Here is a 24080-nt window from a genome sequence, read left to right as displayed (position 1 = left end):
CCCTCTGCGGCCGTGCTATGTTAGTACAACACAAAAAGCGTTGAGGAACAGTGAGATGATTATTTTAGTTACCGGGGCAACGGCAGGTTTTGGTGAAAGCATCACGCGTCGCTTCGTCGCCAACGGGCACAAGGTTATTGCCACGGGCCGTCGTCAGGAGCGCCTGCAGGAGCTGAAGGACGAATTAGGCGACAGCATCCTGACCGCGCAGCTGGACGTGCGTAACCGCGCGGCCATTGAAGAGATGATTGCCAACCTGCCCGCCGAGTGGCGCGCCATCGACGTTCTGGTCAACAATGCCGGTCTGGCGCTGGGCATGGAGCCCGCCCACAAAGCCAGCGTTGAAGACTGGGAAAACATGATCGACACCAACAACAAAGGGCTGGTCTATATGACCCGCGCGGTGCTGCCTGGCATGGTCGAGCGCAACCGCGGCCACATTATCAACATTGGCTCCACCGCCGGAAGCTGGCCTTACGCGGGCGGCAACGTCTATGGCGCAACGAAGGCGTTTGTGCGCCAGTTCAGCCTTAACCTGCGTACCGACCTGCACGGCACCGCCATTCGCGTTACCGATATCGAGCCGGGCCTGGTGGGCGGCACCGAGTTTTCCAACGTGCGTTTCAAAGGCGATGACGCGAAAGCGGATAAAACCTACGAAAATGCTAACGCGCTGACGCCGGAAGATGTGACCGAAACGGTCTGGTGGGTGGCAACGCTGCCAAAACACGTCAACATCAATACCGTGGAAATGATGCCCGTCAGCCAGAGTTTTGCCGGACTTAGCGTCCATCGTGGCTAACTCTGCCCTTCCCGGCCTGCGGGCCGGGTCTGTTTCGGGTTATAAAAGAATGGTAGTATGTTCAGGCTAACTCTCTGAGAAATGACAACTCATGGCCGCTGAATCGCAACTCAATCCCACCCAGCCCGTTAACCAGCAAATCTATCGCATTTTGCGACGTGATATTGTCCATTGCCTGATCCCACCGGGAACGCCGCTTTCTGAAAAAGAGGTGTCTGTGCGTTTTGACGTTTCCCGTCAGCCGGTACGTGAAGCGTTTATTAAGCTTGCTGAGAACGGACTGATTCAGATCCGCCCGCAGCGCGGCAGCTACGTGAACAAAATTTCACTCTCTCAGGTACGCAACGGCTGTTTCGTTCGCCAGGCCATTGAATGCGCGGTGGCGCGCCGTGCCGCAACGCTTATCAACGACAACCAGTGTTACCAGCTGGAGCAGAACCTGCACCAGCAGCGTATTGCGATTGACCGTAAGCAGCTCAATGATTTCTTCCAGCTTGATGATGAATTCCACCAGAAGCTGGCGCAGATCGCGGATTGTCAGCTGGCCTGGGACACCATCGAGAACATCAAGGCCACCATTGACCGCGTGCGCTATATGAGCCTCGATCACGTCTCCCCGCCGGAAATGCTGCTCCGACAGCATCATGATATTTTCAGCGCGCTGGAAAAACGCGACCCGGACGGTGTGGAAAAAGCGATGACGCTGCATCTGCAGGAAATTAGCGAATCCGTGCAGCTTATTCGTCAGGAAAATAGCGAGTGGTTTAGCGAAGAGTAATATGCGCCGCCCCTTTCGGGTGCGGCGAGGTGATTAGCGAACGACTAACACCGGGATCGTGGCGTAGCGCAGAATAGATTCCGCATTTGAACCCAGCAGATGCGTGGAGATGCTCGGATTTTTCGACCCGATGACAATCGCATCATATTTCCCCTCCTTGCTCAGCTTGATAATTTCATCCCGGACGTTGCCAAAACGCACCATGCTGTGAATATTCTCAGGGGCAATATCGAACAGTCTTTTTAACTCGTTCATTTTCTTCCCGGATTCTGCGGTCATATACTCTTCAAACTTTTTTATATCGGCGTTGAAACCGCGCAGCAGAGACCGGCTGCTGGCAGGCAGAATATTGACCAGGGTAATCGACGCGCCCTCAGCCTTCGCAAGGCTTGCCGCGTGGCGAACCGCTTTGTCGCTCAAATCCATTTCAAACACGTCTACAGGCATCAAAATGTTCTTATACATAAGCCTGACTCCTTATTCCGATGAAAGGGTTATTTCCTGCACACAGGATGACATCAGGAATATAAACCAACCCTCAACGCTTCCCTGTCGAAACTATCAATTAATGAAAATAACGGTCCACTTTGTAAATTACCGTCCTGAACCGTCAGCGCCCGACGAAATAAAGAAAAAAGTGTGAGTTTGATCAAAAACAAAAACATGAAGCGCGGACAGGCGTATTTATATGCCCCGTGAACGGCATAACCCGAAATAGCGCCGTAACGAACAGGTTAGAGAGGAGAAAATACCATGATGACATACGACCGTAACCGCAATGCAATCACCACCGGCAGCCGCGTCATGATTAGCGGCACGGGCAAAACTGGCGTGATTAAAGCGATCCACAGCGACGGGCTGGATGCCGCGCAGGTGCGCCGCAGCAAAACGGTTGAAGTGGAAGGATGCGAAGGTAAGTTCGAACCGATTGAGCTGATTCGCCTGGGGATGCACTAAGCTGTGCGCAGACATGCCGCCGCGCACGGCGGCATGTGCTGAACTACCGTTGAGACGCGTACTGCGCGACGGTCGCTTTCGCGCCTTTTTGCAGCAACGACCGGTACGCGGCCATCACCGCAGCCACAAAGCGCGGCTCCTGCGGTAACTCGTTACCAAAGATGGCCTCAATGCCGAGCAGCGCATTGACCCGGCTTTCGCCTTCCGCACTTTCGTTCACCGCCGCCTGAATCACCGCCAGCTGCGGATCGCTCACGTCAATGGCGTTACCCTGCTCGTCAATGCCGCCGACATAACGCATCCAGCCAGCCACCCCCAGCGCCAGCAGCGGGAAAGGCGTCTGGTGCACCAGGTGCCAGCGCACGGAGTCCAGCATACGCTGCGGGAGCTTCTGGCTGCCGTCCATCGCGATTTGCCATGTCCTGTGGCGCAGGGCCGGGTTGCTGTAGCGGGCAATCAGGAGATCGGCATAGCGACCTAAATCAACGCCCTTCACTTTCAGCGTGGGCGCCTGCTCGTTAAGCATCAGCGCGTGCGCGGCGAGGCGGTAGTTCTCGTCTTCCATACAGTCGTTGATATGCTGGTAGCCGGCCAGATAGCCCAGGTACGCCAGGAACGAGTGGCTGCCGTTGAGCATGCGCAGCTTCATCTCTTCAAACGGGATCACGTCTGACACCAGCTCGGCACCGGCCTTTTCCCACTCGGGACGTCCTGCCACAAAGTTATCCTCGATCACCCACTGGCGGAACGGTTCACAGGCGACCGCCGCCGGGTCACGCGCGCCGGTCAGCTGTTCGATTTTATCCAGCGTATCGGGCGTGACCGCCGGCACGATACGATCCACCATGGTTGACGGGAAGGTGACGTTAGCCTCGATCCAGTCCGCCAGCTCGCCGTCTACGGCCCGGGCGTAAGCGCAGGTCACATTGCGCATCACGTGGCCGTTCTCCGGCATGTTGTCGCAGGACATCACGCTAAACGCGGGCAGACCCGCCGCTTTGCGACGCGCCAGCGCTTCCACCACCACGCCCGGCGCGGATTTCGGCTGGTGCGGGTTTTGCAGGTCGGCGACGATAAACGGGTGATCGAGCATCAGTTGTCCGGTCGCCGGTGAATGGCAGTACCCTTTCTCGGTGATGGTCAGCGAGACAATCGCCACCTGCGGTTCGCACATCGCCGCCAGAACGCTTTCCAGCCCGTCAACCTGCGCATGCAGCGCTTTTTTAACTACGCCAACTACGCGGGATGTCCATGCGTCGGCAGACATCTCCGCCACGGTGTAGAGGTTATCCTGCGCCTTCAGATCGGCAATCTGCTGCTCGCCGCCAATCAGGTTAACCTCACAGTAGCCCCAGTCGCTGCCGTGCCCGGCGGCGAGAATGTCGGCGTACACCGCCTGGTGCGCCCGGTGAAAGGCGCCAAAACCCAGATGAACAATGCGTGGTTGAAGGCTGTCGCGATCGTACTGAGGCAGCGTCGCGTTGGCCTGTAATAAGGTGTTTTCCATGATTAAGACTCGTTAATTAGAAAGTCCTGGACCGCTGCCGCTCCTCTGAAGCGGCGGCTCCTGCTGACTACACCAACTAGAATGGCAGCTGGGGTAAAAAAATAACTGCCATCAACCATACTGATACTGCCGTTTGAGATTTTGATTTATATTAACTTTTGCTCATGTGGTGTGACATAAAGATAAAGTTATGTGACAGGTCACGTAAGTTATAAACCATTAGCGTCGCGAGGAGACCGCGCCGTAACCCACGCTCTCCTCTGGCGCGGACTCCGCTGCGTCTTGCGCCGCGCTCAAATCACGGTCGCGCACTTCGGGCATCAGGATCGCCGAGACCAGCCCAATCACGGAATAGGCCACCAACATGGCGACAATCGGCCACCAGGAGCCGGTCATGTTGCAGAAGATCCCCGCCAGCACCGGACCAAAGCCCACCGCCACCAGCCCGCCCGCCTCTTTCGAGATAGCCATACGGGTAAAGCGATTTCGCGAGCCAAACATCTCCGCCATGGTGATATTTTCCAGCGCAAACAGCCCCAGCACGGCGAAGTTATGGATAACGATGATCGAGAGCATGATTGTCCCCGGCGCATAGCTCTTATCGACGATGATAGAGAGCATCGGATACGCGAGAAGAATGGCGGAGATATTGAGGATAATGTACGGCAGACGGCGCCCTACTTTATCGGAAAGCCAGCCCAGCAGCGGAATGGAGATAAACCCGAGAATGGAGCTTACCATCAGCGCATCGGTCGGGATGGCTTTATCGAACAGCAGCGTCTGGACCAGATACCCGGCGAGGAACGTCTGGATCAGACCCGAGTTGCCCGCCTGACCGAAACGCAGGCCGGTCGCCAGCCAGAAGGATTTACTTTTCACCATTGAACCCAGCGAGGTGTCCGGCTGTACGGTTTGGGCATCGTTCACTTTCTCAAAGACCGGGCTCTCTTTCAGGTTCATTCGCAACCAGATGGCGAAAATCATCACCACGACGCTGGCGAGGAACGGCACGCGCCAGCCCCAGGCAATCAGCTCTTCACGGTCGAGGGCAAAGAACATCACTGCCCAGATCGCCGTTGCGCTCAGCGTTCCGCAGTTAGTGCCCATCGCCACCAGCGAGGAGATAATGCCGCGTTTCCCTTTCGGCGCGTACTCCGCCAGCATGGTCCCGGCCCCGGAAATCTCAGCCCCGGCCCCCAGGCCCTGGATGATACGCAGCGTTACCAGCAGAACGGGAGCAAAAATCCCGATCTGCGCGTAGGTCGGCAGGACGCCAATCAGCGTGGTGCAGATCCCCATCATGGTGATGGTGATAAACAGCACCTTCTTACGACCAATGCTGTCGCCCATTCTGCCAAAGATAAAGGCGCCGACAATGCGTGCGATATAGCCTGCGCCGTAGGTCCCCATCGCGAGGATCAGCGCCATCGCGGCTGACTGTTCCGGGAAGAAGATCTCGTGAAAGACCAGGGCAGCCCCCAGCGAGTAAAGCTGAAAGTCCATAAACTCCAGGGCGGTGCCCAGCCAGCCGGAAACGGCGGCTTTCACCAGATCGGAGGTAGTTCTTTGAGGTTGTGCTTGCGTCATAATGGCTATCTCTGAAGGGTAAGATGCGTACCACATAGAGCCTGTCTGCGCAGGCTCTTAACCGCGTAAAGGATTATTGCCCGAACGTGAGCAAGACTTTGCAGCACTGCCGCTGGTCTTTCTCAAACAGTTCAATGGCGTCTGTTACATGGTGATAGTCAAAGGCATGAGTGATCAGTTTTTCCGGGTCGATCAGCCCTTTTTTCAGCCAGTCGATGACGACCGGGAATTTGTTGGCATTGAGGCGCGAGGAGAAGATCGCCAGCTCTTTGCCGGTGATGCCCTGCTGGACAATATGGCTCGGCTCGCTGGAGAAGCCCATCAGCACGATACGCGCCGCCGGAGAGGCCAGGGTAATCGCCTCCTGCAATATCGACGGATGACAGGCGGCATCAATGATTAACGTCGGTTTGATCCCCCTTTCGTCCAGCGCGGCCTGTAGCGACTGCTCGCCGTTATTCAACACCCAGTCCGCGCCGCTGCGCTGGGCCATTTTCAGGCGTTCGTCGATGCGATCAACCACGATAACCTGCTTCACCTTATAGACGCCCTTCAGCGCCTGCACGGTGACCAGCCCCATCGGCCCTGCGCCGTAAACCAGCGCGACGTCCTGCTCGATGGGGTTGGCCTGCCCCGTCACGTTGGCGGCGATGGTGAAAGGCTCCACCATGACGGCGTGTTTATCAGGAATGTCATCCGGAATAGGCCAGGCATTTTTAGCGGGTACCGCCGCGTATTCACTGAAGCCCCCGTCGCGGTGTACGCCCAGCACCACCAGCGAGGTGCAGACGTTCGGTTTTCCGACGGAACACGGATAGCAATGTCCGCAGCTGATCACCGGATCGACCGAGACGCGCTGGCCCAGACGGGCACTGTCGACACCCTCGCCTACGGCGTCAATCACGCCAAAAAACTCGTGGCCGATCGTGCGTGGATATTTCGCAAACGGGTTATGGCCGCGATAGATGTGGCTGTCCGAGCCGCAGATCCCCGCCAGCGTGATTTTGACGCGAACTTCACCTGCACCTGGCGCCGGGAGTGGCCGCTCTTCAATCACCAGTTCGTTCGGCTGTTGAATCACTACGCTTTTCATCGTTCGCTCCTCGTTTACCAGTTCCACAGCGTGCCGTCCTCAAGACGGGCCACCGGCAGATAGGCCGGATCGTACGGGTATTTCGCCGCCAGCTTTTCATCAAACTCGATGCCCAGCCCCGGCCTGTCGCCCGGATGCATATAGCCGTTATCAAAGCGCCAGCTGTGCGGGAAGACTTCCAGCATCTGTTCGGAATAGCCCATATATTCCTGGACGCCAAAGTTCGGCACCCACAGGTCGAAATGCAGCGCGGCGGCGTGGCATACCGGCGAGAGATCCGACGGGCCGTGCGAGCCGGTGCGCACCTGGTAGAGCGAGGCGAAGTCCGCGATGCGACGCATCCCGGTGATCCCGCCCGCGTGGGTAATGGTGGTGCGGATATAGTCGATGAGCTGCTCTTCGATGAGCTGCTTGCAGTCCCAGATGCTGTTAAACACTTCGCCCACGGCAATTGGCGTGACGGTGTGCTGGCGAATGAGGCGGAAGCAGGCCTGGTTTTCCGCAGGCGTTGGATCTTCCATCCAGAACATGCGGAATTCCTCGATGCTCTTGCCGAAGCGCGCCGCTTCGATTGGCGTCAGGCGGTGGTGCATGTCATGCAGAAGATGTTCATTGAAGCCGAATTTACTGCGCACCGCGTCGAACAGCTTCGGTGTGAAATCGAGGTATTTTTCGGTGGACCAGAGCTGCTCTTCCGGCCAGTCGCCTTTGGTCGCAGGCTCGTAGGCCAGCCCCTTCCCTTTGGCCATGCCGTAGGTGGTTTTCATACCCGGCACCCCGCACTGCACACGGATTGCCTTGAAGCCCATCTCTTTATGGCGGGCGTAGTCTTCCAGCACGTCGTCAATCGTGTGGCCGGTCGTGTGGCAATAGACCATCACCCCTTCGCGGGATGCGCCGCCCAGCAGCTGGTAGAGCGGCATGTTGGCCGCTTTGGCTTTGATGTCCCACAGCGCCATGTCCACGGCGGAGATGGCCGACATGGTGACCGGGCCGCGACGCCAGTAGGCGCCTTTATAGAAAAACTGCCAGATGTCTTCGATGCGGTGCGCATCGCGGCCAATCAGCTGCGGGCAGAGATGGTCTTTCAGGTAGGAAGCCACGGAGAGTTCACGCCCGTTTAGCGTAGCGTCACCGAGGCCGACAATCCCCTCGTCGGTGGTGATTTTAAGGGTGACAAAGTTCCGCCCCGGGCAGGTAACAAACACGTCAGCCGCGACAATCTTCATAATTCCTTTCCTTACATCATTCGTTGTGATGCTGGAAACTTACCCACCAACCAGACTACCATACAAGTATAATGATCATAAAATCCGCTAACGATCACATAACTGGGGGCTCAGGCCCGCCCCCATCCCGCCACAATAATCAGCATGCCGCACAGGGCAATCAGCGCGCCGGCCCAGTCGTACGCGCTGAGCTTGACGCCGTCCACCACGCGTAACCACAGCAGCGCGGTACAGACATAGACGCCGCCGTAAGCGGCGTAGACGCGGCCGCTCGCGGCCGGATGAAGCGTTAACAGCCAGACAAACAGGGCCAGCGCGACGCTTGCCGGGATGAGAAGCAATACGGATCCCCCCTTCTTCAGCCAGAGCCAGGGCAGGAAGCAGCCGATGATTTCGCATAGCGCGGTGGCAAAAAAAAGCAGCGTCGTTTTGAGCATATTTCACGTCAGGTGAGGATTTATTTAAACATCATACCTGATGATATCCTTTACTTTCCCATACTTGCACCGCGGGTATGCCGTCTTTTCGCTTTGGTGTAGAATCTGTTCAGGGTAACTTGATTATCTGCACCCGTTTAAAAGGAAACGCTATGACCACATTAAGCAAACGCCTTTGTCTGACAGCCCTGCTGGCGCTGTCATCGTTCGCCTTTGCCGCCTCTGCGACAGCGGAAACCAGCAAGCTCATTATCGAGTCTGGTGACAGCGCGCAAAGCCGCCAGAACGCCGCTATGGACAAAGAACAATGGAATGACACCCGCAGCCTTCGCCACAAGGTCAACAAACGTGCTGAGAAAGAGTGGGATAAAGAAGATGTCGCTTTTGACGCGCGCGATAAGTGTCAGCAAAGTGCAAACGTCAACGCCTACTGGGAGCCAAACACCCTGCGCTGCCTGGATCGCCGCACTGGCCGCACGGTAGCCCCGTAATGTCGGCGTCCTGCGATATTAAACTCCGTCCGCTGGAGCGTGAAGACCTGCGCTTCGTCCACCAGCTCGACAATAACGCCAGCGTAATGCGCTACTGGTTCGAAGAGCCGTACGAGGCTTTTGTTGAGCTGTCCGATCTCTACGATAAGCACATTCACGATCAGAGTGAACGTCGTTTTGTGGTGGAGTGTGAAGGCGAAAAAGCCGGTCTTGTGGAGCTGGTTGAAATCAACCATGTTCACCGTCGGGCGGAGTTTCAGATCATCATCTCCCCTGAGCATCAGGGAAAAGGCCTTGCCTCACGGGCAGCGAAGCTGGCGATGGATTACGGATTCAACGTTCTGAATCTCTACAAGCTTTACCTGATTGTGGATAAAGAGAACGAGAAAGCGATCCATATCTACCGCAAGCTGGGCTTTATGGTGGAAGGCGAGCTGATTCACGAGTTCTTCATCAACGGCGAATACCGCAATACCATTCGCATGTGCATCTTCCAGCATCAGCATCTTGCCGGACACAAGCCGTCAGGCGCCAGCCTGCTGAAACCGACCGCGCAGTAACCTGCGCGGTTTTATTCTCAGTAGTATTCAATCGTGTTTTTGATGGTGTATTTGTGCTCAACGGCAGGTTTGACGCTATCGTCCGTGATCGTCAGGTCGCAGCTCACCGGATTATTGTGTCGATCGTAATCGCAGCTCTGCTTCACGTTGCCCAGCGGCTTATCATTCAACATGCTCACCGCCGAGTAATCCATCCTTTTGCGAACGTCTTTAGACGGCGTCGACTGGACGGACAGGTGCTGATCCCCGGAGACGGTGGTTTTGCCCAGCGGGTAGCCGTCCGCATCGTAGCGATACTTCACTTCCATCTCTTTGCCGTGCGCCGCCACCACAAAACCGTTGTCGTCGGTATCCCACGTTATCCCGGCTGACGGCAGTTCGGCCAGCTGGCATTTCCCCTGCAGCTTCACCTTTCGCTGCTGGGTTTCCGCATCAAGGTAGTAATTGGCATCCAGCACCAGCGCCACGCCGGTATTGGCCTCCAGGTCGTGCAGTTCCAGGGTATCGAAACACCCTTCCGCCGACACGGTGCCGGTCACCCGTTTGGACACTTCGCCCTTCTCGTTGAGCAGCGTCTGGGTAAAGTCTTTGACCGGGCCGCGCAGCGGGTCAAAATCAAATTCGTTCGAGAAACTCGCCATTTCGGGCGTAAACGACAGCGGCGCGGAGCTGTTGTCGCACCCCACCAGTGTTGCTGCCAGTAGCGTTATCGCTGCGTATTTCTTCACATTTATTACCGTACAGGGAGATTATTCCCAATCATATTAGCAAATACAGTTGTTTACACGAAGCCTGCTAAAATTAATCTCTACACAGAGAAAAGGAGCTACAGATGAAACGGTTACCCTGGATTACCGCCCTGCTGTTAATGAGTGCCTCAACGGCCGCGCTGGCGGCACCGGATTCCTGCGAGCGCGTGAAAAGCGACATTCAGCAGAAAATTATCAACAACGGCGTGCCTGAATCAGGTTTTACGCTGAGCATTGTGCCGAACGATCAGGCCGACCAGGCGGGCACTCAGGTGGTAGGCCACTGCGCCAACGACACCTTTAAAATTTTGTACACCCGTACAGGCAGCGGGGCTGCTGAAGCGCAGTAATTTACCCTCAATCCCCTTTGATTTGATGAGGATTAAGATTTAATACCCCCAAATCAGTAACACTCACCCCATCATTAGCCCGGTTATCATTTCGGGAAAAATAATACGTAATTATAATGATGGGGTGAGCCATGTCCGATACTGAACATCACGGCGGAATTAGCCGTCGAACTCTCGTGAAATCCACGGCAATAGGTTCTCTGGCGCTGGCCGCCGGCGGGATCTCGCTTCCTTTCGGCTTAAAAAGCGCCGCCGCGGCGGTGAAGAACGCCGTCCAGCCTGCTGAAGATAAAGTGGTGTGGGGCGCCTGCTCGGTCAACTGCGGCAGCCGCTGCGCGCTGCGTCTGCACGTCCGCGACGACGAAGTGTACTGGGTCGAAACGGATAACACCGGCGAGGATATTTACGGTAACCATCAGGTGCGCGCCTGCCTGCGCGGACGTTCTATTCGCCGTCGGATCAATCATCCTGACCGTCTCAACTACCCGATGAAACGCGTGGGCAAACGCGGTGAAGGCAAGTTCGAGCGCATCACGTGGGATGAAGCGCTGGACGCCATCACCGCCAGCCTTAAAAACGTGGTCAGCAAATACGGCAACGAAGCAGTTTACATCAACTACTCTTCCGGCATCGTCGGCGGCAATATCACCCGCTCCTCCCCTTACGCTTCGCTGGTGGCGCGCCTGATGAACTGCTACGGCGGTTTCCTGAGCCACTACGGCACCTACAGCACGGCGCAAATCGCCTGCGCGATGCCCTACACCTACGGCAGCAACGATGGCAACAGCACCTCGGATATTGAAAACAGCAAACTGGTGGTGATGTTCGGCAATAACCCGGCGGAAACCCGCATGAGCGGCGGTGGGATCACCTATTATCTGGAGCAGGCCCGCGAGCGATCCAATGCGCGCATGATCGTCATCGACCCGCGCTATACCGATACGGCAGCCGGACGCGAAGATGAATGGATCCCGATCCGTCCGGGTACCGATGCCGCGCTGGTGGCGGGAATCGCGTGGGTATTGATCGACGAAAACCTGGTCGACCAGCCGTTTCTGGATAAATACTGCGTGGGCTATGACGAAAAAACGCTGCCGGAAGGCGCGCCCGCTAACGGCCACTACAAAGCATACATTCTCGGCCAGGGCGATGACAACACGGCGAAAACGCCGGAGTGGGCCTCACGCATCACCGGCATTCCTGCGGATCGCATCATCAAACTTGCTCGTGAAATCGGCTCCGCGAAACCGGCCTATATCTGCCAGGGCTGGGGACCACAGCGCCAGGCGAACGGCGAGCTGACGTCTCGCGCCATCGCCATGCTGCCTATCCTCACCGGAAACGTCGGCATCAACGGCGGTAACAGCGGCGCGCGCGAGTCGACATATACCATTACCATCGAACGTATGCCGATACCGGATAACCCGGTCAAAACGCAAATCTCCTGCTTCAGCTGGACGGACGCCATCGCCCGCGGGCCGGAGATGACCGCCCTGCGCGACGGCGTGCGTGGTAAGGATAAGCTGGACGTGCCGATTAAGTTCATCTGGAACTATGCGGGCAACACCATCATCAACCAGCACTCCGATATCAATAAAACCCACGAGATCCTGCAGGACGAAAGCAAGTGCGAAATGATTGTCGTCATAGACAACTTCATGACCTCGTCAGCGAAGTACGCCGATATCGTGTTGCCGGACCTGATGACCGTCGAGCAGGAAGATATCATTCCTAACGATTACGCCGGTAACATGGGCTACCTGATTTTCCTCCAGCCCGTGACCGCACCGAAGTTCGAGCGTAAGCCGATCTACTGGATCATGAGCGAAGTGGCGAAACGCCTCGGGCCGGATATCCATCAGAAATTCACCGAAGGACGCACGCAGGAACAGTGGTTGCAGTTCCTGTATGCCAAAATGCTCGAGAAAGACCCTAAGCTTCCGTCCTATGACGAGCTGAAAAAAATGGGCATTTATAAGCGTAAAGATCCGAACGGACACTTTGTGGCCTATAAAAATTTCCGCGAGAACCCGGAAGCCCATCCGCTGAAAACGCCATCGGGCAAGATTGAGATTTACTCCAGCAAGCTGGCGGAGATTGCGGCTACCTGGGGGCTGGAAAAAGATGAGACCATCAGCCCTCTGCCCGTCTACGCGTCGACCTTTGACGGCTGGGATGCGCCCGAGCGCGCGCAGTTCCCGCTGCAGCTGTTTGGCTTTCACTTCAAGGCCCGTACCCACTCGAGCTACGGTAACGTCGACGTGCTGAAAGCGGCCTGTCGCCAGGAGGTGTGGCTTAATCCTGTCGATGCAGCAAAACGCGGCATCAAGAACGGCGATACGGTGCGCGTATTTAACGATCGCGGCGAGGTGCGAATTGAAGCGAAGGTCACGCCACGCATCATGCCCGGCGTGAGCGCCATGGGCCAGGGAGCGTGGCATGATGCCAATATGAATGGCGATCGTATCGATCACGGCTCATGCATCAACACGCTGACGACCCATCGACCTTCTCCGCTGGCAAAAGGCAACCCGCAGCACACCAATCTGGTGCAGATTGAGAAGGTGTAGAGGGCGAAACGCGAGACCCTGGTTTATTCTGTGGTCAGTATTATCGGTTAACACAGTCGCGCGGGCGTCATCCGCGCGAGCAAGGAAAGTTTAATGAAAGACGTCTCACATCGTGAATCGTTCGCGTTCAGCGCCCGGGTGCTGGGCGCGCTGTTTTATTTCGCTCCCGACAGCGAGCAGGCCGCGCCGCTGGTGAAAGCGCTCACCGCTGGCGAATGGGTTCAGGACTGGCCCCTGCCTTCGGAAACGCTGCAGCCGGTTGCCGATACGTTTGCCTCATCTTCCGATGAACCGCTGGCGGACGCCTGGCAACGGCTGTTTATTGGTCCGTATGCCCTGCCCGCTCCGCCGTGGGGTTCCGTCTGGCTGGACCGTGAATCCGTATTGTTTGGCGACTCGACCCTCGCGCTGCGCCAGTGGATGCGGGAGAACAATATTGCGTTTGAGATGCAGCAGAATGAGCCGGAAGATCATTTCGGTACGTTGCTGCTGCTGGCGGCGTGGCTGGCCGAGAATGGCCGCGAGCCGCAGTGCAATCAGCTTCTGGCGTGGCACCTGCTGCCGTGGAGCACCCGCTTCCTGTCGGTGTTTGTCGACAACGCCGGGCATCCGTTTTATGCCGCGCTGGGCAGGCTTGCGCAGCTGACGCTCGCGGACTGGCGATCCGGGCTGCTTATTCCGGTTGCGGAAAAAACGCTGTATCGCTAAGGGTGTGGCTTGCTCGCGGATGGCGGGCAAGCCTTTAGCTTATACCTCGCCACCTGATTCACTCGCACTCTCTTTGCTTTGAATGAACCGAAGTGCCAGATAGAGGTCTGGCGCCAGAATCATGTCATCATCATTCATCGTTGGCCGGCTATCTTTAAACCAGCGCGTTAATTCCGTTTTTCTGCCCGCAAGGATTAACATAATCTCTCGACCTTTCAGATCGCGCTTTAACTCATTTATGGTTGCCAGAACGCTGATATCTGAATAGGTGAAGCATGCAACGGCATCAATGACCACCCATTTAGGCTGTACTGCTGCACCATCAACCAGGTTCAATACCCGACGTTTAAAATAAGCCACGTTAAAATAGGTCAACGGGGAGTTAAATCGATACATCAGCACGCCCGGGACCATTTTAATATCGGTTGTATTCCCTAATGAGTGAATCATTCCATCTTCGTCGGTTCCCAGTAAGTGCTCAGAGGGACGAAACACCGTACGCAGGAACTGTAACAGGCCAAGCAACACCGCAAGGCCGATCCCCTGGATAACGCCGATAATTAACACACAGCCAAACGTGAAAAAGGCCAGGCGAAATGCCTGTTTATTTCTTCGCCTCAGATTCCATAACCCGCGCAGATCAATTAATGACCAGGATGCGTACATCAGAACAATACCTAATGCAGATACCGGAATAAATTGTAATGGCTGAGTGAAAAACACCACCACGATACCGATGAGTAAGGCTGCGACGATGGAAACCAGCTGGCTTTTCCCACCCACTGAATCATTAACCGCTGTCCGGGAATCGGCTCCACTGATAGCAAACCCCTGAGATAACCCAGACATAATGTTCGCAATACCCAGCGCTCTGAACTCTGCATCAGCATTAATTTCATAGCCATTTTTCGCGGCGAAACTGCGGGCGGTCAGCATCAGGCTGACAAAACTGACCAACGCCAGGTTCAGTGCCGGGATCACTAAATCACGCATCGGACCGGGCTGGAACGCGCCCCAGTTAACGACGGGTAAACCAGGCTGGAAGCCTTCACCCCCAATAGTGGCAATACCGTACTGTTGCGCAGATGTCGCCCATACCAGTAGCGTTGTCATCACAATGGCAATCAACGGTGCCGGCCAGTGGCTGCGATACGTTTTGATCGCCATTAAAATAATTAACGTTAAAAGTGATATGCCAACGGTTAATAAATGGCTTTCTGAAAGACGGCCTGGCAAGGCCATTATTTTCTCAATAACCTGCGCTTCGTCGAGTTTTATCCCCAACACCTTGCCTAATTGCCCGACAATAATCGTTACGGCAACGCCATTAAGCAAACCCGTAAGGATGGGATGAGAAAGTAAATCGGCAAGTGCGCCCAGACGAAATTTACTGGCAAGCAGACACCACCCGCCCATCATCAGCGTCATGATAATGGTCAGCTGCCAGTGCAGTTCGGGATTACCTGCAGAAAGCGGAAACACGACGGCCGCAATCACCGCGCAGGTCGTGGCATCAGGGCCCACAATAAGCTGACGCGAAGAACCAAAGAGTGCATACGCTATCATCGGTAAAACGCAGGAATAGAGCCCCACTATTGCCCCAACACCCGCCAATTCAGCATAAGCAATAGCCACGGGTAGCGCGACAGCCGCAACGGATAACCCGGCTTTAACATCATGTTTTAGCCAGCTTTTATCGTAGGCTAACAAAGTTTGTAAACCTGGCATGAAGTTTAGCAATTGTTTTCCGAACACATTGTTCTCCGGATAGGGATATTAGCCACGTCATGCTGGCACACTTCTCAGTGAGGTTCTGGTTTTCAAATGCTCCGGATTAAGGCGCCACTGTTCAGAATCTAATAACAGTTGAACTATTTATTATTCTGACTGGTGTTAAACATAGTTCAAAAACGACCGCTTGTGACTATTCTTCGTCTGGGAACGTATCTGCTTCAGGAGAATAATGCTGACAAACGCATGCCAGCTTATGCCCGTCAGGATCGCGCAGATAGGCAACATAAAAATCGGGGCCGTATGCGGTTCGTGTCCCTGGCATGCCTTCACTCCTCCCTCCCGCAAGAAGGCCTGCGGCATGGAAACGTCTGACTAGCTCCGCGTTAGCTGCACGGAATGCGAACATTGTCCCGTTTCCCGCCGTTGCGGGTTGTCGGTCAAATGGAGGACAAATACAGAAGCTAAACCCCTCATCTGGATTATTTTCATCTCCCCACATTGCCCAGTCCTCGGTCCAGGCAGGCAAACGTGAATAGCCAAGCACGTTAAAAATAGCGTCATAAAACGCCACGGCGCGCTGAAGATCATTTGTACCTATGGTGATATAAGTCAGCATCTTGCCACCTCCTCTTTGCCGTTTTCTGAACAGCGATTATACCTCAGAGTCTATGATTTTAGCGGCGGCAAAAGGCTGATTTTCACTCCTGTAAGCGCGTGGGGTAAGGGTTCGCAGAACATGTTCTATCGTAATTTCAGCCCCCAATCCGTGACGTGAATATCTCGAGTTTTGGTATGTATGCTAAAATTTATCCAGCTGAAGACCGAAAACAGTCCTTATAATTTCAGTACGTTAGCCAAAGTGAGCGAATATGGATAATATTCCACATAAGCAGACAGTTCGGAAAAGATGCCCCACATGGCTGTGGTGCGGAAGTTTTTATCTTTTTACGTTGTATTGCTCTGCAGATGAAATAAATCTGTATTCAATAAACACCGGCTCATACGTTTATCATCTGACGCATAATCGAGGACAATACACGGAGAACTTTGAAAATAAGTTCATATCCGTGGAGAGGAAATTCTCGGATACGTCGAAATACAGTCTTGTGCTAGGGACAATGAAAAACAGCTTTAATGACAGATGCCTCGCTGCCGGCGTAAGAAGAGACTGGGCTGGATGGGATAACGGTTGGGTTTTTAAAGGAATCTATGGATATGTAGGTGAATTTTTCTTTGATACTTTCGATGATTGTGGTGACCATGGTTCATACCATGATTTTAAAAAAGCAACGGGGATAGGATTTTCGCCCTATATATATCATGGGTTCCAGTATAATTTTACGTCTTATTTTGGAATGGATGTGGGCATTATCATACCTTCCGTGTTTGTCATTACGGCACAATGGAGCTTTAGATAAATCCGTCAACCACGTGTGCAGTGCTGTAACTGTCTGCAAAGGGAACCGCCCCGCCATCTCAACCGGAGCGGCTTTAATTACCGCAAGTGCCTGCTCAAAACGTTAAGCCACCGCGGCCCACAATCAAAAACTGTACGTCACCTTCAAACTCCCCGTGGGCGATGTTTTGCGTTGCACAATGGGACTATCACCCGCATCCCCCGTCAGCTGCGTAACGCCCGCTGAGGCAAGGACGCTCCAGCGCGAGGTGAGCCTGTGGGTCCAGTCAAGATTCATCGTCCAGGCATAAATACCGGCCCCGGCGTCATGTCGGGCAAAGCCCGATGCGCTCGACTGAGCGGCGCTGACCCCGTAGTAGGTCTGCATGTACTTGTCGGATCCCCAGCTGCCGATCAGCGCCAGCGTCACCTCATTTTTGGGTGAGGTATAGAACGGGCTGGAAATGCCGAAATGAACCGCTTCACCGTTGTCCCTCTCAGAAACCGGAACCTCTGCCTGCAGCTGCAGGTGAAGCCAGTCGGTCACCCTGTACTCAAGCCCTGGCACAACGATTGCCGAGCCTTTTATCTCGCCCATTCCTCGCAGCTCGTCGCTGCCGGAGCTGATCGAATCGCTGCTCACGTCTTTATCTTTACGCCCAACTCGATAGCTCAGCGCGGCGCTGTAATCCAGGTTGCCAACGTTGTTGCCGTAACCGATCCCTCTCGTGGTGCCGATAAAAAAGCCGTTTGCCATGGCGTACTCCACCACCTGAGCCGCACTGACGCGGGTTTTATCAGAACCCGAGTAGCGCGACGCGACGTCCACGCCGCCCCCCAGGGTTAAGACGTTACCCTGGCTCTGTTCTGCCGCCAGTACGGGCGTAGCCAGTAACGCCAGAACGACGCCCGGCACGATGTTTTTCAGGCTGCGGCCCGGAAGTAAATGGGGGAACGTATGACGCAGTTCGATGTTTCTCATTAAAGAAGCCCTTCTGGATTCAAATGATGACGATGCATGCGGTTAACCGCCAGAACGCCCATTTTGAATACCGACCCTAAGGTTCTTATGAGCCGAACATGAAGAAACACTGAAGCGCGAGCCGGTGCTGTAATCCGGGCAGGTTTCCTGATACCGTTTTTTTCTTAAGATGTTCTTCATTCACGGTTGATACAGTTGCCAGTGTGAAAATTCTACTAATCGAAGACGACCTGGATCTCGGCAACGGCGTACGTATCGCCCTCTCCGATCAAGGGTTTGACGTCATATGGGTACGCCGCAAAGAGGATGCGCTGCATCAGCTGGACGTCTGCGTGCCGGAACTTATTTTGCTCGACCTGGGGCTGCCCGACGGCGACGGCATGAGCCTGATGGCGCGTTTGCGTCAGCAGCTCAAGGGGATCCCGGTCATCATTCTGACGGCGCGAGGTACGCTGCAGGACCGGCTGTGCGGGCTGGATGCCGGTGCGGACGACTATCTCGTCAAGCCATTTATTCTCGCCGAGCTGCTGGCGCGGGTGAGAGCCCTGGCGCGGCGCAGCTACGGTTTCGAGAATGAGGCGATAGAAATTCGAGGCCTATCGCTTCATGTTCCGACGCGCCGCGTGACGGTGAGCGCGCGCCACGTAGACCTGACGGCGAGTGAATATGCGCTGCTGGAAACGCTGATGCTGCGCGCTGACCGCGTGATTACGCGACGGTTTCTGGAAGAACGGATATTCGGCAACAAAGAGAACCTCAGCAATGCGCTCGACGTGCATATGGGAAATTTGCGGCGAAAAATCGGCGATGGCTATGTGCGAACGGTGCGGGGCGTCGGGTATGTCATTGATACCGTTTCAGTCCAGAAGGTGACAGGGTAATGCAAAACGTCTGGTACCACCTGAGACGCCCAACGCTGGTACGGCGAATTATTATCGCCCAGTTGCTGCTGCTTACCCTGCTGTGGTGTCTATTTTTAACCTTTATTCTGTGGGAGGACCTGCGCAGCCCTCCCATCCTTACGGGCAGTCATACCTACGACACCCTTTTTACCCTGGTCGAGCGGATGGACGAACACCCGCAGGATCGCACCGCGGTGCTGGAAGCCTTTAGCAAGGCGCTCCGTGAGGGCTATGGCGGCGGCGAAGATCCCGCGCTGTCAATCAACTTCATCGTGCGCAAAAATAACGCGATTATTTTTTCATCGCCTGATGCGCCAACGGGGGTAACCAACACCCGGTTTGGGGAAATGCAGCGTGTTCAGAGCGATGGTCGTACCTGGACCAGCCGAACCCTTAAATCCGCTCATTCCGACGTGGAGGTTACCCTTTTCACCCCGGCCGGCGGCTGGAACTTCTTTATCTACCTGAACTCGCGCGGCTACTACATCATGCCGCTGCTGGTCTGCTTCCCTTTTCTTCTGTTTCCCGCGTGGCTGTCAATCCGCATTGCGATGCGTCCCTGGAACAAGGTGGTCAATGAAATTACGTTACGCACGCCTGACGATCTCTCCCCTTTAAAAGCCGTTCCCGGACACAGGGAGCTGCGCCAGATGGTGGATGCGATCAATGACTTCCTTGCCAGGGTGCGTGAAAGCGCGGAAAGGGAACGGGTTTTCATTGCGGATGCCGCGCACGAGCTGCGTACGCCCCTCGCGGCGATGCGCATCAACGTGGAAGCGCTGCAGTCCTGGGTCATCAGTGAGAGTCAGCAGGAGCTGCTTGCGGGGGTGATTCGCAGCAACAGCCGGGCAGCGCGTCTCGTCAACCAGCTGCTGCTGATGATGCACAGCGAAGCACGCATTGATACGGAAATGGAGACCGTGCCGCTGACGACGCTCATCCAGGAGCGAATGGCCGAACTGGAACCGCTGGCGTCTGCGCGCAGGATTGAGCTGGAGTTCTTCGCCGAGGATGACATCTGGATCCCCGGCGTCAGGGAACGCCTGGTGTCGCTTATTGATAACCTCATTGAGAACGCTGTGAAGTACAGTCCCGAGCGCGGGCGGATTCAGGTCGATGTCTGCATAGCAGATGGCTTCGCGCGGCTTCGCGTTTCAGATGCAGGGCCCGGTATTCCGGTTGAACTGCGCGAGCGCGTGTTCGACCGGTTTTTCCGTGACCCCAATCAGGTGCAAAGCGGGAGCGGGCTGGGGCTTGCCATCGTCAAAGCGGTGGCGCAGCAACATAACAGCAGCGTAAACCTGAGTACTTCCGCTGAAGGTGGCCTGATGGTGACGGTTGACTTCCCGAACCGCACGTTTTGCTAAATCAGAACAGGGAGTTCGATCGCAAATGCCGCAGATTGCTTCAAAATAATTACCGTATTTGTTATATTGTTGTTTATTGCTTATTCACCTCTGCGGTGCCAAAAAGAACAAGATTCACCGCAACCCAGGACAGAAAAATGTTAGATTACCGCTTCCCGACAGCTTTGCAGATGGTTCTCAGCGTAGCGATGGCGGAGCAATTGGGTGAACGTTCCACGAGTGCGATTCTGGCCTACGGCCTGGAAGCGAACCCGAGCTTCATCCGCAAATTGATGGTTCCGCTGACGCGTGACGGCATTATCGTCTCAACGCTTGGACGTAACGGCTCAATTCATCTTGGTCGCCCGCCGGAAGAGATCACCCTGCGCGACATCTACCTTTCGGTCATCGAAGATAAAAAGCTGTGGGCCTCGCGCCCTGACGTGCCGGCCCGCTGCGTGGTCAGCGCTAACGCCTGCTGGTACTTCAAATCGATATCCGAAGAAGCCGAGGAGGCTTCGTTAGCGGTACTGGCCCGCCATACCGTGGCCAGCGCCCTGGAAGCGGTTAAAAATGCCGATAGCAGCGGATGGGATCCGCTCCCGGACCTTATTGCCCAGTATCAAAAAACGTCTTAGCGAACTTGCCGGGTGGCGCTGCGCTAACCCGGCCTACATTCAGATGTAAAAAAACCGCCTTCACAATGAAGGCGGTTTTTTATTATCGGCAACGTCCCTATGCGGGCAGAACGTCCCTTTCCTCTTTTTTCCCGAGCGTCACGAACTTACGCAGCGTCACGTAAAACACCGGCGTCAGGAATAGACCAAACAGCGTCACGCCCAGCATCCCGGAGAAGACCGTGATCCCGGTGACGCCGCGCACTTCTGCGCCTGCGCCGTGGCCGAGGATCAGCGGAATAGTCCCGGCAATAAAGGCGATGGAGGTCATCACAATCGGACGTAAACGCAGGCGGCACGCCTCCAGCGCGGCTTCCATAATGCCTTTGCCCTGAATTTCCAGCTCGCGGGCAAACTCCACGATAAGAATCGCGTTTTTACACGCCAGCCCCATCAACACCACCAGCCCCACCTGCACGAAGACGTTGTTATCGCCACCGGTCAGCCAGACGCCAAACAGCGCGGAGAGCATGGTCATCGGCACGATGAGGATCACCGCCAGCGGCAGCGTCCAGCTTTCATACAGCGCCGCCAGGACCAGGAAGGCCAGCAGCACCGCGACCGGGAAGACGATCAGCGCCGTGTTGCCCTGCGTCGCCTGCTGGAAGCTCAGATCCGTCCATTCAATGTTCATCCCGTTTGGCAGGATCTGCTTAGACATCGCGTCCAGCTGCGTCATCGCCTGCGAGGACGAGAGCACGCGCGGGTCGGCATCGCCAATCAGATCCGCCGCCGGGTAGCCATTGTAGCGGATCACCGGATCCGGCCCGTAGGTGGTCGTGATTTTCACCATGCTGCCAATCGGCACCATTTCGCCCTGACTATTACGGGTGCGTAAATTCGCAATATCTTCAACGCTGTCGCGGAACTGCCCGTCGGCCTGAGCCATCACGCGCCAGGTACGGCCGAACTGGTTGAAGTCATTCACGTACGACGAGCCCAGATAGGTTTGCAGCGTACCGAAAAGATCGGTCAGCGATACGCCCTGCGCTTTCGCCTTGTCGCGGTCGACCTGCACGTCCAGCTGCGGAACGTTAGCCTGGTAGGTTGAGATCGGGAAGTGCATTCCCGGGGTCTGCATAATCGCGCCGGACATGGTGTTCACCGCGTTTTGCAGCGCGCCATACCCCAGACCGCCTCGGTCCTGAATGTACAGAGAATAGCCCGACCCCTGACCCAGCCCTAAAATCGGCGGCGGCAGGATGGAGAAGCCAAAGCCTTCCTGAATTTGCGCGATTTTCGCGTTAATCTCCGCGTTTATTTCCGCCGCAGTATGTTTGCGCTGGTCGAACGGCTTCAGGCCAAAGAAGACCGTCCCGGTATTCGGCGTATTGGTGAACTGCAGCGCGTTCAGCCCCGGGAACGCAACAGCGTAATCCACCCCTTCGGTATTCATCCCGATTTCGCTCATTTTGCGGATCACCGCGTCGGTGCGCGCCAGCGACGAACCTTCCGGCATCTTCACGCCGCCAATCAGGTACAGCTTATCCTGCGTCGGAATAAACCCGCCGGGCACCGCTTTAAACATCACGCCAGCGGCACAGAGCAGCAGCAGATACACCACAAATACCGAGCCGCGCCGTCCCAGCGTTTTGCCCACCAGCCCCTGATAGCCGTTCGAGCTGCGGTGGAAAAAGCGGTTAAACGGACGGAAAATCCAGCCGAACAGACGATCGATAAGCCGGATCGGGAAATCTTTCGGCGCGCCGTGCGGTTTTAACAGCAGTGCCGCCAGCGCCGGAGAGAGCGTCAGCGAGTTAATGGCGGAGATGACCGTGGAAATCGCGATCGTCACCGCAAACTGCTTGTAGAACTGACCGGTAACGCCCGAGAGAAACGCCATCGGCACAAACACCGCGCACAGCACCAGCGCAATCGCGATAATCGGCCCGGACACTTCGCGCATCGCCTGATGCGCCGCCGCAAGCGGAGCAAGCCCCTCTTCTATGTTTCGCTCGACGTTTTCCACCACCACGATGGCGTCGTCCACCACGATGCCGATGGCCAGCACCAGCCCGAACAAACTCAGGGTGTTCAGCGAGAAGCCGAGCAGGTAGAGAATGCTGAAGGTACCCACCACCGAAACCGGCACCGCGATCAGCGGAATGATCGACGCGCGCCAGGTTTGCAGGAACAGGATCACCACCAGCACCACCAGCACCACCGCTTCCAGCAGCGTTTGCACCACCGCACGGATCGAATCGCGCACGAAAACGGTCGGATCGTAAGGTGCCGCCCACTTCATGTCCGCAGGGAAGCGCGTGGACAGTTCGTCCATTTTCGCGCGCACCGCGTTAGACAAATCAATGGCGTTCGCCCCCGGCGACTGGAAGATACCAATCCCGACCGCGTCTTTATTGTTCAGCTGGGAACGCAGCGCATAGCTGCCGGACCCCATTTCGATACGCGCCACGTCGCGCAGGCGGACGACCGTACCGTCCTGCGTCGTTTTCAGGACAATATTGCCGAACTCTTCTTCGGTATGCAGACGGCCCTGGGCGTTAATGGAGATCAGGAAATCGCTCTCTTTCGGCAGCGGCTCGGCGCCAAGCTGCCCGGCGGACACCTGTACGTTCTGCTCCTGCATCGCCGTGACCACGTCCGACGCGGTCAGCCCGCGGGCCGCCACCTTGTTAGGATCCAGCCAGACGCGCATCGCGTATTCACCCGAGCCGAAAATCTGGATCTGGCCGACGCCGGGCAGGCGCGCCAGCTCGTCCTTCACCTTCAGCGTGGCGTAGTTACGCATATACAGGGAGTCGTACTTGCCGTTGGGCGAAAACAGATGCACCACCAGCGTCAGCGTCGGGGACTGTTTCTGGGTGGTAATGCCCAGGCGCCGCACGTCTTCCGGCAGACGCGCTTCGGCCTGCGCGACGCGGTTTTGCACCTGCACCTGCGCCTGATCCGGGTCGGTTCCCGGACGGAAGGTGACGGTGGTGACCAGCACGCCGTCGGAGCCCGCGACGGACTTCATGTACATCATGTTCTCAACGCCGTTGATCGCCTCTTCCAGCGGCGTCGCCACCGTCTCGGCAATCACTTTAGGGTTGGCGCCCGGATACTCCGCGCGCACCTGCACGCTTGGCGGCACGACGTCAGGATATTCGCTCACCGGCAGCAGCGGGATGGCGATTAACCCTGTGATAAAAATCAGAATCGACAGCACCGCGGCAAAAATCGGCCTGTCGATGAAAAAGCGGGAAAAGTCCATGGATGGATTCT

At 56.0% G+C, this 24080-nt stretch carries 23 protein-coding genes; 12 read left to right on the top strand and 11 right to left on the bottom strand.

The window, feature by feature from the left end; all coding sequences use genetic code 11:
• The first annotated feature begins 55 nt into the window (after positions 1-55).
• Both ydfG and SPH27_RS01195 read left to right on the top strand, forming a co-directional pair.
• Positions 56-802, top strand: coding sequence for a bifunctional NADP-dependent 3-hydroxy acid dehydrogenase/3-hydroxypropionate dehydrogenase YdfG (gene ydfG, locus SPH27_RS01200; RefSeq protein ID WP_023292548.1), 747 nt, complete (start codon positions 56-58; stop codon positions 800-802).
• Between the two features lie 91 nt (positions 803-893).
• Entirely contained in the window at positions 894-1580 is a 687-nt protein-coding gene (locus SPH27_RS01195; RefSeq protein ID WP_023311557.1) for a GntR family transcriptional regulator, read from the top strand.
• 33 nt (positions 1581-1613) lie between these two features.
• Here SPH27_RS01195 and SPH27_RS01190 read toward each other — a convergent pair whose 3' ends face one another.
• Positions 1614-2045 (bottom strand): universal stress protein, encoded by a 432-nt coding sequence (locus SPH27_RS01190; protein WP_033145406.1) that lies wholly within the window; start codon positions 2043-2045, stop codon positions 1614-1616.
• A 288-nt stretch (positions 2046-2333) separates the two neighbouring features.
• Between SPH27_RS01190 and ydfZ the strand changes: the two genes are divergently transcribed.
• Positions 2334-2537 (top strand): putative selenium delivery protein YdfZ, encoded by a 204-nt coding sequence (ydfZ, locus tag SPH27_RS01185; RefSeq protein WP_014883679.1) that lies wholly within the window; start codon positions 2334-2336, stop codon positions 2535-2537.
• A 43-nt stretch (positions 2538-2580) separates the two neighbouring features.
• Here ydfZ and SPH27_RS01180 read toward each other — a convergent pair whose 3' ends face one another.
• The 5 genes from SPH27_RS01180 to SPH27_RS01160 all read right to left on the bottom strand — a co-directional run bounded on the left by SPH27_RS01180 (position 2581) and on the right by SPH27_RS01160 (position 8390).
• The gene (locus SPH27_RS01180) at positions 2581-4044 is read right to left on the bottom strand and encodes a mannitol dehydrogenase family protein (protein ID WP_182071244.1); all 1464 of its coding nucleotides are present in this window, start codon (positions 4042-4044) and stop codon (positions 2581-2583) included.
• Between the two features lie 219 nt (positions 4045-4263).
• Entirely contained in the window at positions 4264-5631 is a 1368-nt protein-coding gene (locus SPH27_RS01175; RefSeq protein ID WP_064672413.1) for an MFS transporter, read from the bottom strand.
• Positions 5632-5704: 73 nt separating this feature from the next.
• Positions 5705-6724: a Zn-dependent oxidoreductase gene (locus SPH27_RS01170; protein ID WP_143347084.1), complete on the bottom strand. Its 1020-nt coding sequence runs from the start codon at positions 6722-6724 to the stop codon at positions 5705-5707.
• 14 nt (positions 6725-6738) lie between these two features.
• Positions 6739-7953 (bottom strand): D-mannonate dehydratase ManD, encoded by a 1215-nt coding sequence (manD, locus tag SPH27_RS01165; RefSeq protein WP_032657497.1) that lies wholly within the window; start codon positions 7951-7953, stop codon positions 6739-6741.
• Between the two features lie 110 nt (positions 7954-8063).
• Positions 8064-8390 (bottom strand): YnfA family protein, encoded by a 327-nt coding sequence (locus SPH27_RS01160; RefSeq protein ID WP_021241222.1) that lies wholly within the window; start codon positions 8388-8390, stop codon positions 8064-8066.
• Positions 8391-8542: 152 nt separating this feature from the next.
• Here SPH27_RS01160 and SPH27_RS01155 point away from each other — a divergent pair, with 152 nt between their 5' ends.
• Together SPH27_RS01155 and speG are read left to right on the top strand one after the other, a co-directional pair.
• Complete coding sequence (locus SPH27_RS01155; RefSeq protein WP_023311550.1) at positions 8543-8881, top strand: DUF1283 family protein; 339 nt, start codon at positions 8543-8545, stop codon at positions 8879-8881.
• Positions 8881-9441, top strand: coding sequence for a spermidine N1-acetyltransferase (gene speG, locus SPH27_RS01150; RefSeq protein ID WP_126794116.1), 561 nt, complete (start codon positions 8881-8883; stop codon positions 9439-9441). Before SPH27_RS01155 ends, speG begins: the two co-directional genes overlap by 1 nt.
• 17 nt (positions 9442-9458) lie before the next feature.
• Here the strand turns inward: speG and SPH27_RS01145 are convergent, their stop codons facing one another.
• Positions 9459-10169, bottom strand: a complete 711-nt coding sequence (locus SPH27_RS01145; RefSeq protein WP_033145401.1) for a YnfC family lipoprotein — start codon at positions 10167-10169, stop codon at positions 9459-9461.
• A 104-nt stretch (positions 10170-10273) separates the two neighbouring features.
• On the opposite strand from SPH27_RS01145, the gene SPH27_RS01140 reads away from it, so the two are divergent.
• The 3 genes from SPH27_RS01140 (at position 10274) to dmsD (ending at position 13818) form a co-directional block, all read left to right on the top strand.
• A complete protein-coding gene (locus SPH27_RS01140) occupies positions 10274-10540 on the top strand; it encodes a DUF1161 domain-containing protein (protein WP_048976916.1) in 267 nt (88 codons plus the stop codon).
• 131 nt (positions 10541-10671) lie between these two features.
• Positions 10672-13110: a selenate/tellurate reductase subunit YnfE gene (ynfE, locus tag SPH27_RS01135; protein WP_182071242.1), complete on the top strand. Its 2439-nt coding sequence runs from the start codon at positions 10672-10674 to the stop codon at positions 13108-13110.
• A gap of 93 nt (positions 13111-13203) precedes the next feature.
• Positions 13204-13818 (top strand): Tat proofreading chaperone DmsD, encoded by a 615-nt coding sequence (gene dmsD, locus SPH27_RS01130; protein WP_182071241.1) that lies wholly within the window; start codon positions 13204-13206, stop codon positions 13816-13818.
• 39 nt (positions 13819-13857) lie between these two features.
• On the opposite strand, the gene SPH27_RS01125 is transcribed toward dmsD, so the two are convergent.
• Together SPH27_RS01125 and SPH27_RS01120 are read right to left on the bottom strand one after the other, a co-directional pair.
• A complete protein-coding gene (locus SPH27_RS01125) occupies positions 13858-15573 on the bottom strand; it encodes a SulP family inorganic anion transporter (RefSeq protein ID WP_182071240.1) in 1716 nt (571 codons plus the stop codon).
• Positions 15574-15742: 169 nt separating this feature from the next.
• Positions 15743-16168, bottom strand: a complete 426-nt coding sequence (locus SPH27_RS01120; protein WP_182071239.1) for a VOC family protein — start codon at positions 16166-16168, stop codon at positions 15743-15745.
• 253 nt (positions 16169-16421) lie between these two features.
• Between SPH27_RS01120 and SPH27_RS01115 the strand changes: the two genes are divergently transcribed.
• A complete protein-coding gene (locus tag SPH27_RS01115) occupies positions 16422-16970 on the top strand; it encodes a hypothetical protein (RefSeq protein WP_232104771.1) in 549 nt (182 codons plus the stop codon).
• Between the two features lie 123 nt (positions 16971-17093).
• Here SPH27_RS01115 and SPH27_RS01110 read toward each other — a convergent pair whose 3' ends face one another.
• Complete coding sequence (locus SPH27_RS01110) at positions 17094-17930, bottom strand: MipA/OmpV family protein (protein WP_048980504.1); 837 nt, start codon at positions 17928-17930, stop codon at positions 17094-17096.
• Between the two features lie 203 nt (positions 17931-18133).
• On the opposite strand from SPH27_RS01110, the gene SPH27_RS01105 reads away from it, so the two are divergent.
• The 3 genes from SPH27_RS01105 (at position 18134) to SPH27_RS01095 (ending at position 20816) form a co-directional block, all read left to right on the top strand.
• Entirely contained in the window at positions 18134-18811 is a 678-nt protein-coding gene (locus tag SPH27_RS01105; RefSeq protein WP_048980503.1) for a response regulator transcription factor, read from the top strand.
• On the top strand, positions 18811-20199 hold the full coding sequence (locus SPH27_RS01100) for a sensor histidine kinase (protein ID WP_048980501.1): 1389 nt from the start codon (positions 18811-18813) through the stop codon (positions 20197-20199). The genes SPH27_RS01105 and SPH27_RS01100 overlap by 1 nt, the downstream gene beginning before the upstream one ends.
• A 137-nt stretch (positions 20200-20336) precedes the next feature.
• Positions 20337-20816 carry an RrF2 family transcriptional regulator gene (locus SPH27_RS01095; RefSeq protein ID WP_029739386.1) on the top strand — a complete coding sequence of 160 codons (480 nt, stop codon included), beginning with the start codon at positions 20337-20339 and terminating at the stop codon, positions 20814-20816.
• Positions 20817-20913: 97 nt separating this feature from the next.
• Here SPH27_RS01095 and oqxB read toward each other — a convergent pair whose 3' ends face one another.
• Positions 20914-24069: a multidrug efflux RND transporter permease subunit OqxB gene (gene oqxB, locus SPH27_RS01090; protein ID WP_182071238.1), complete on the bottom strand. Its 3156-nt coding sequence runs from the start codon at positions 24067-24069 to the stop codon at positions 20914-20916.
• Between the last annotated feature and the right edge of the window lie 11 nt (positions 24070-24080).

It is taken from the genome of Enterobacter sp. A103, from assembly GCF_034427535.1.
In the GTDB taxonomy this organism is placed as follows: Bacteria; Pseudomonadota; Gammaproteobacteria; order Enterobacterales; family Enterobacteriaceae; genus Enterobacter; species Enterobacter asburiae_B.
This window is presented reverse-complemented; position numbering and strand designations above follow the sequence as displayed.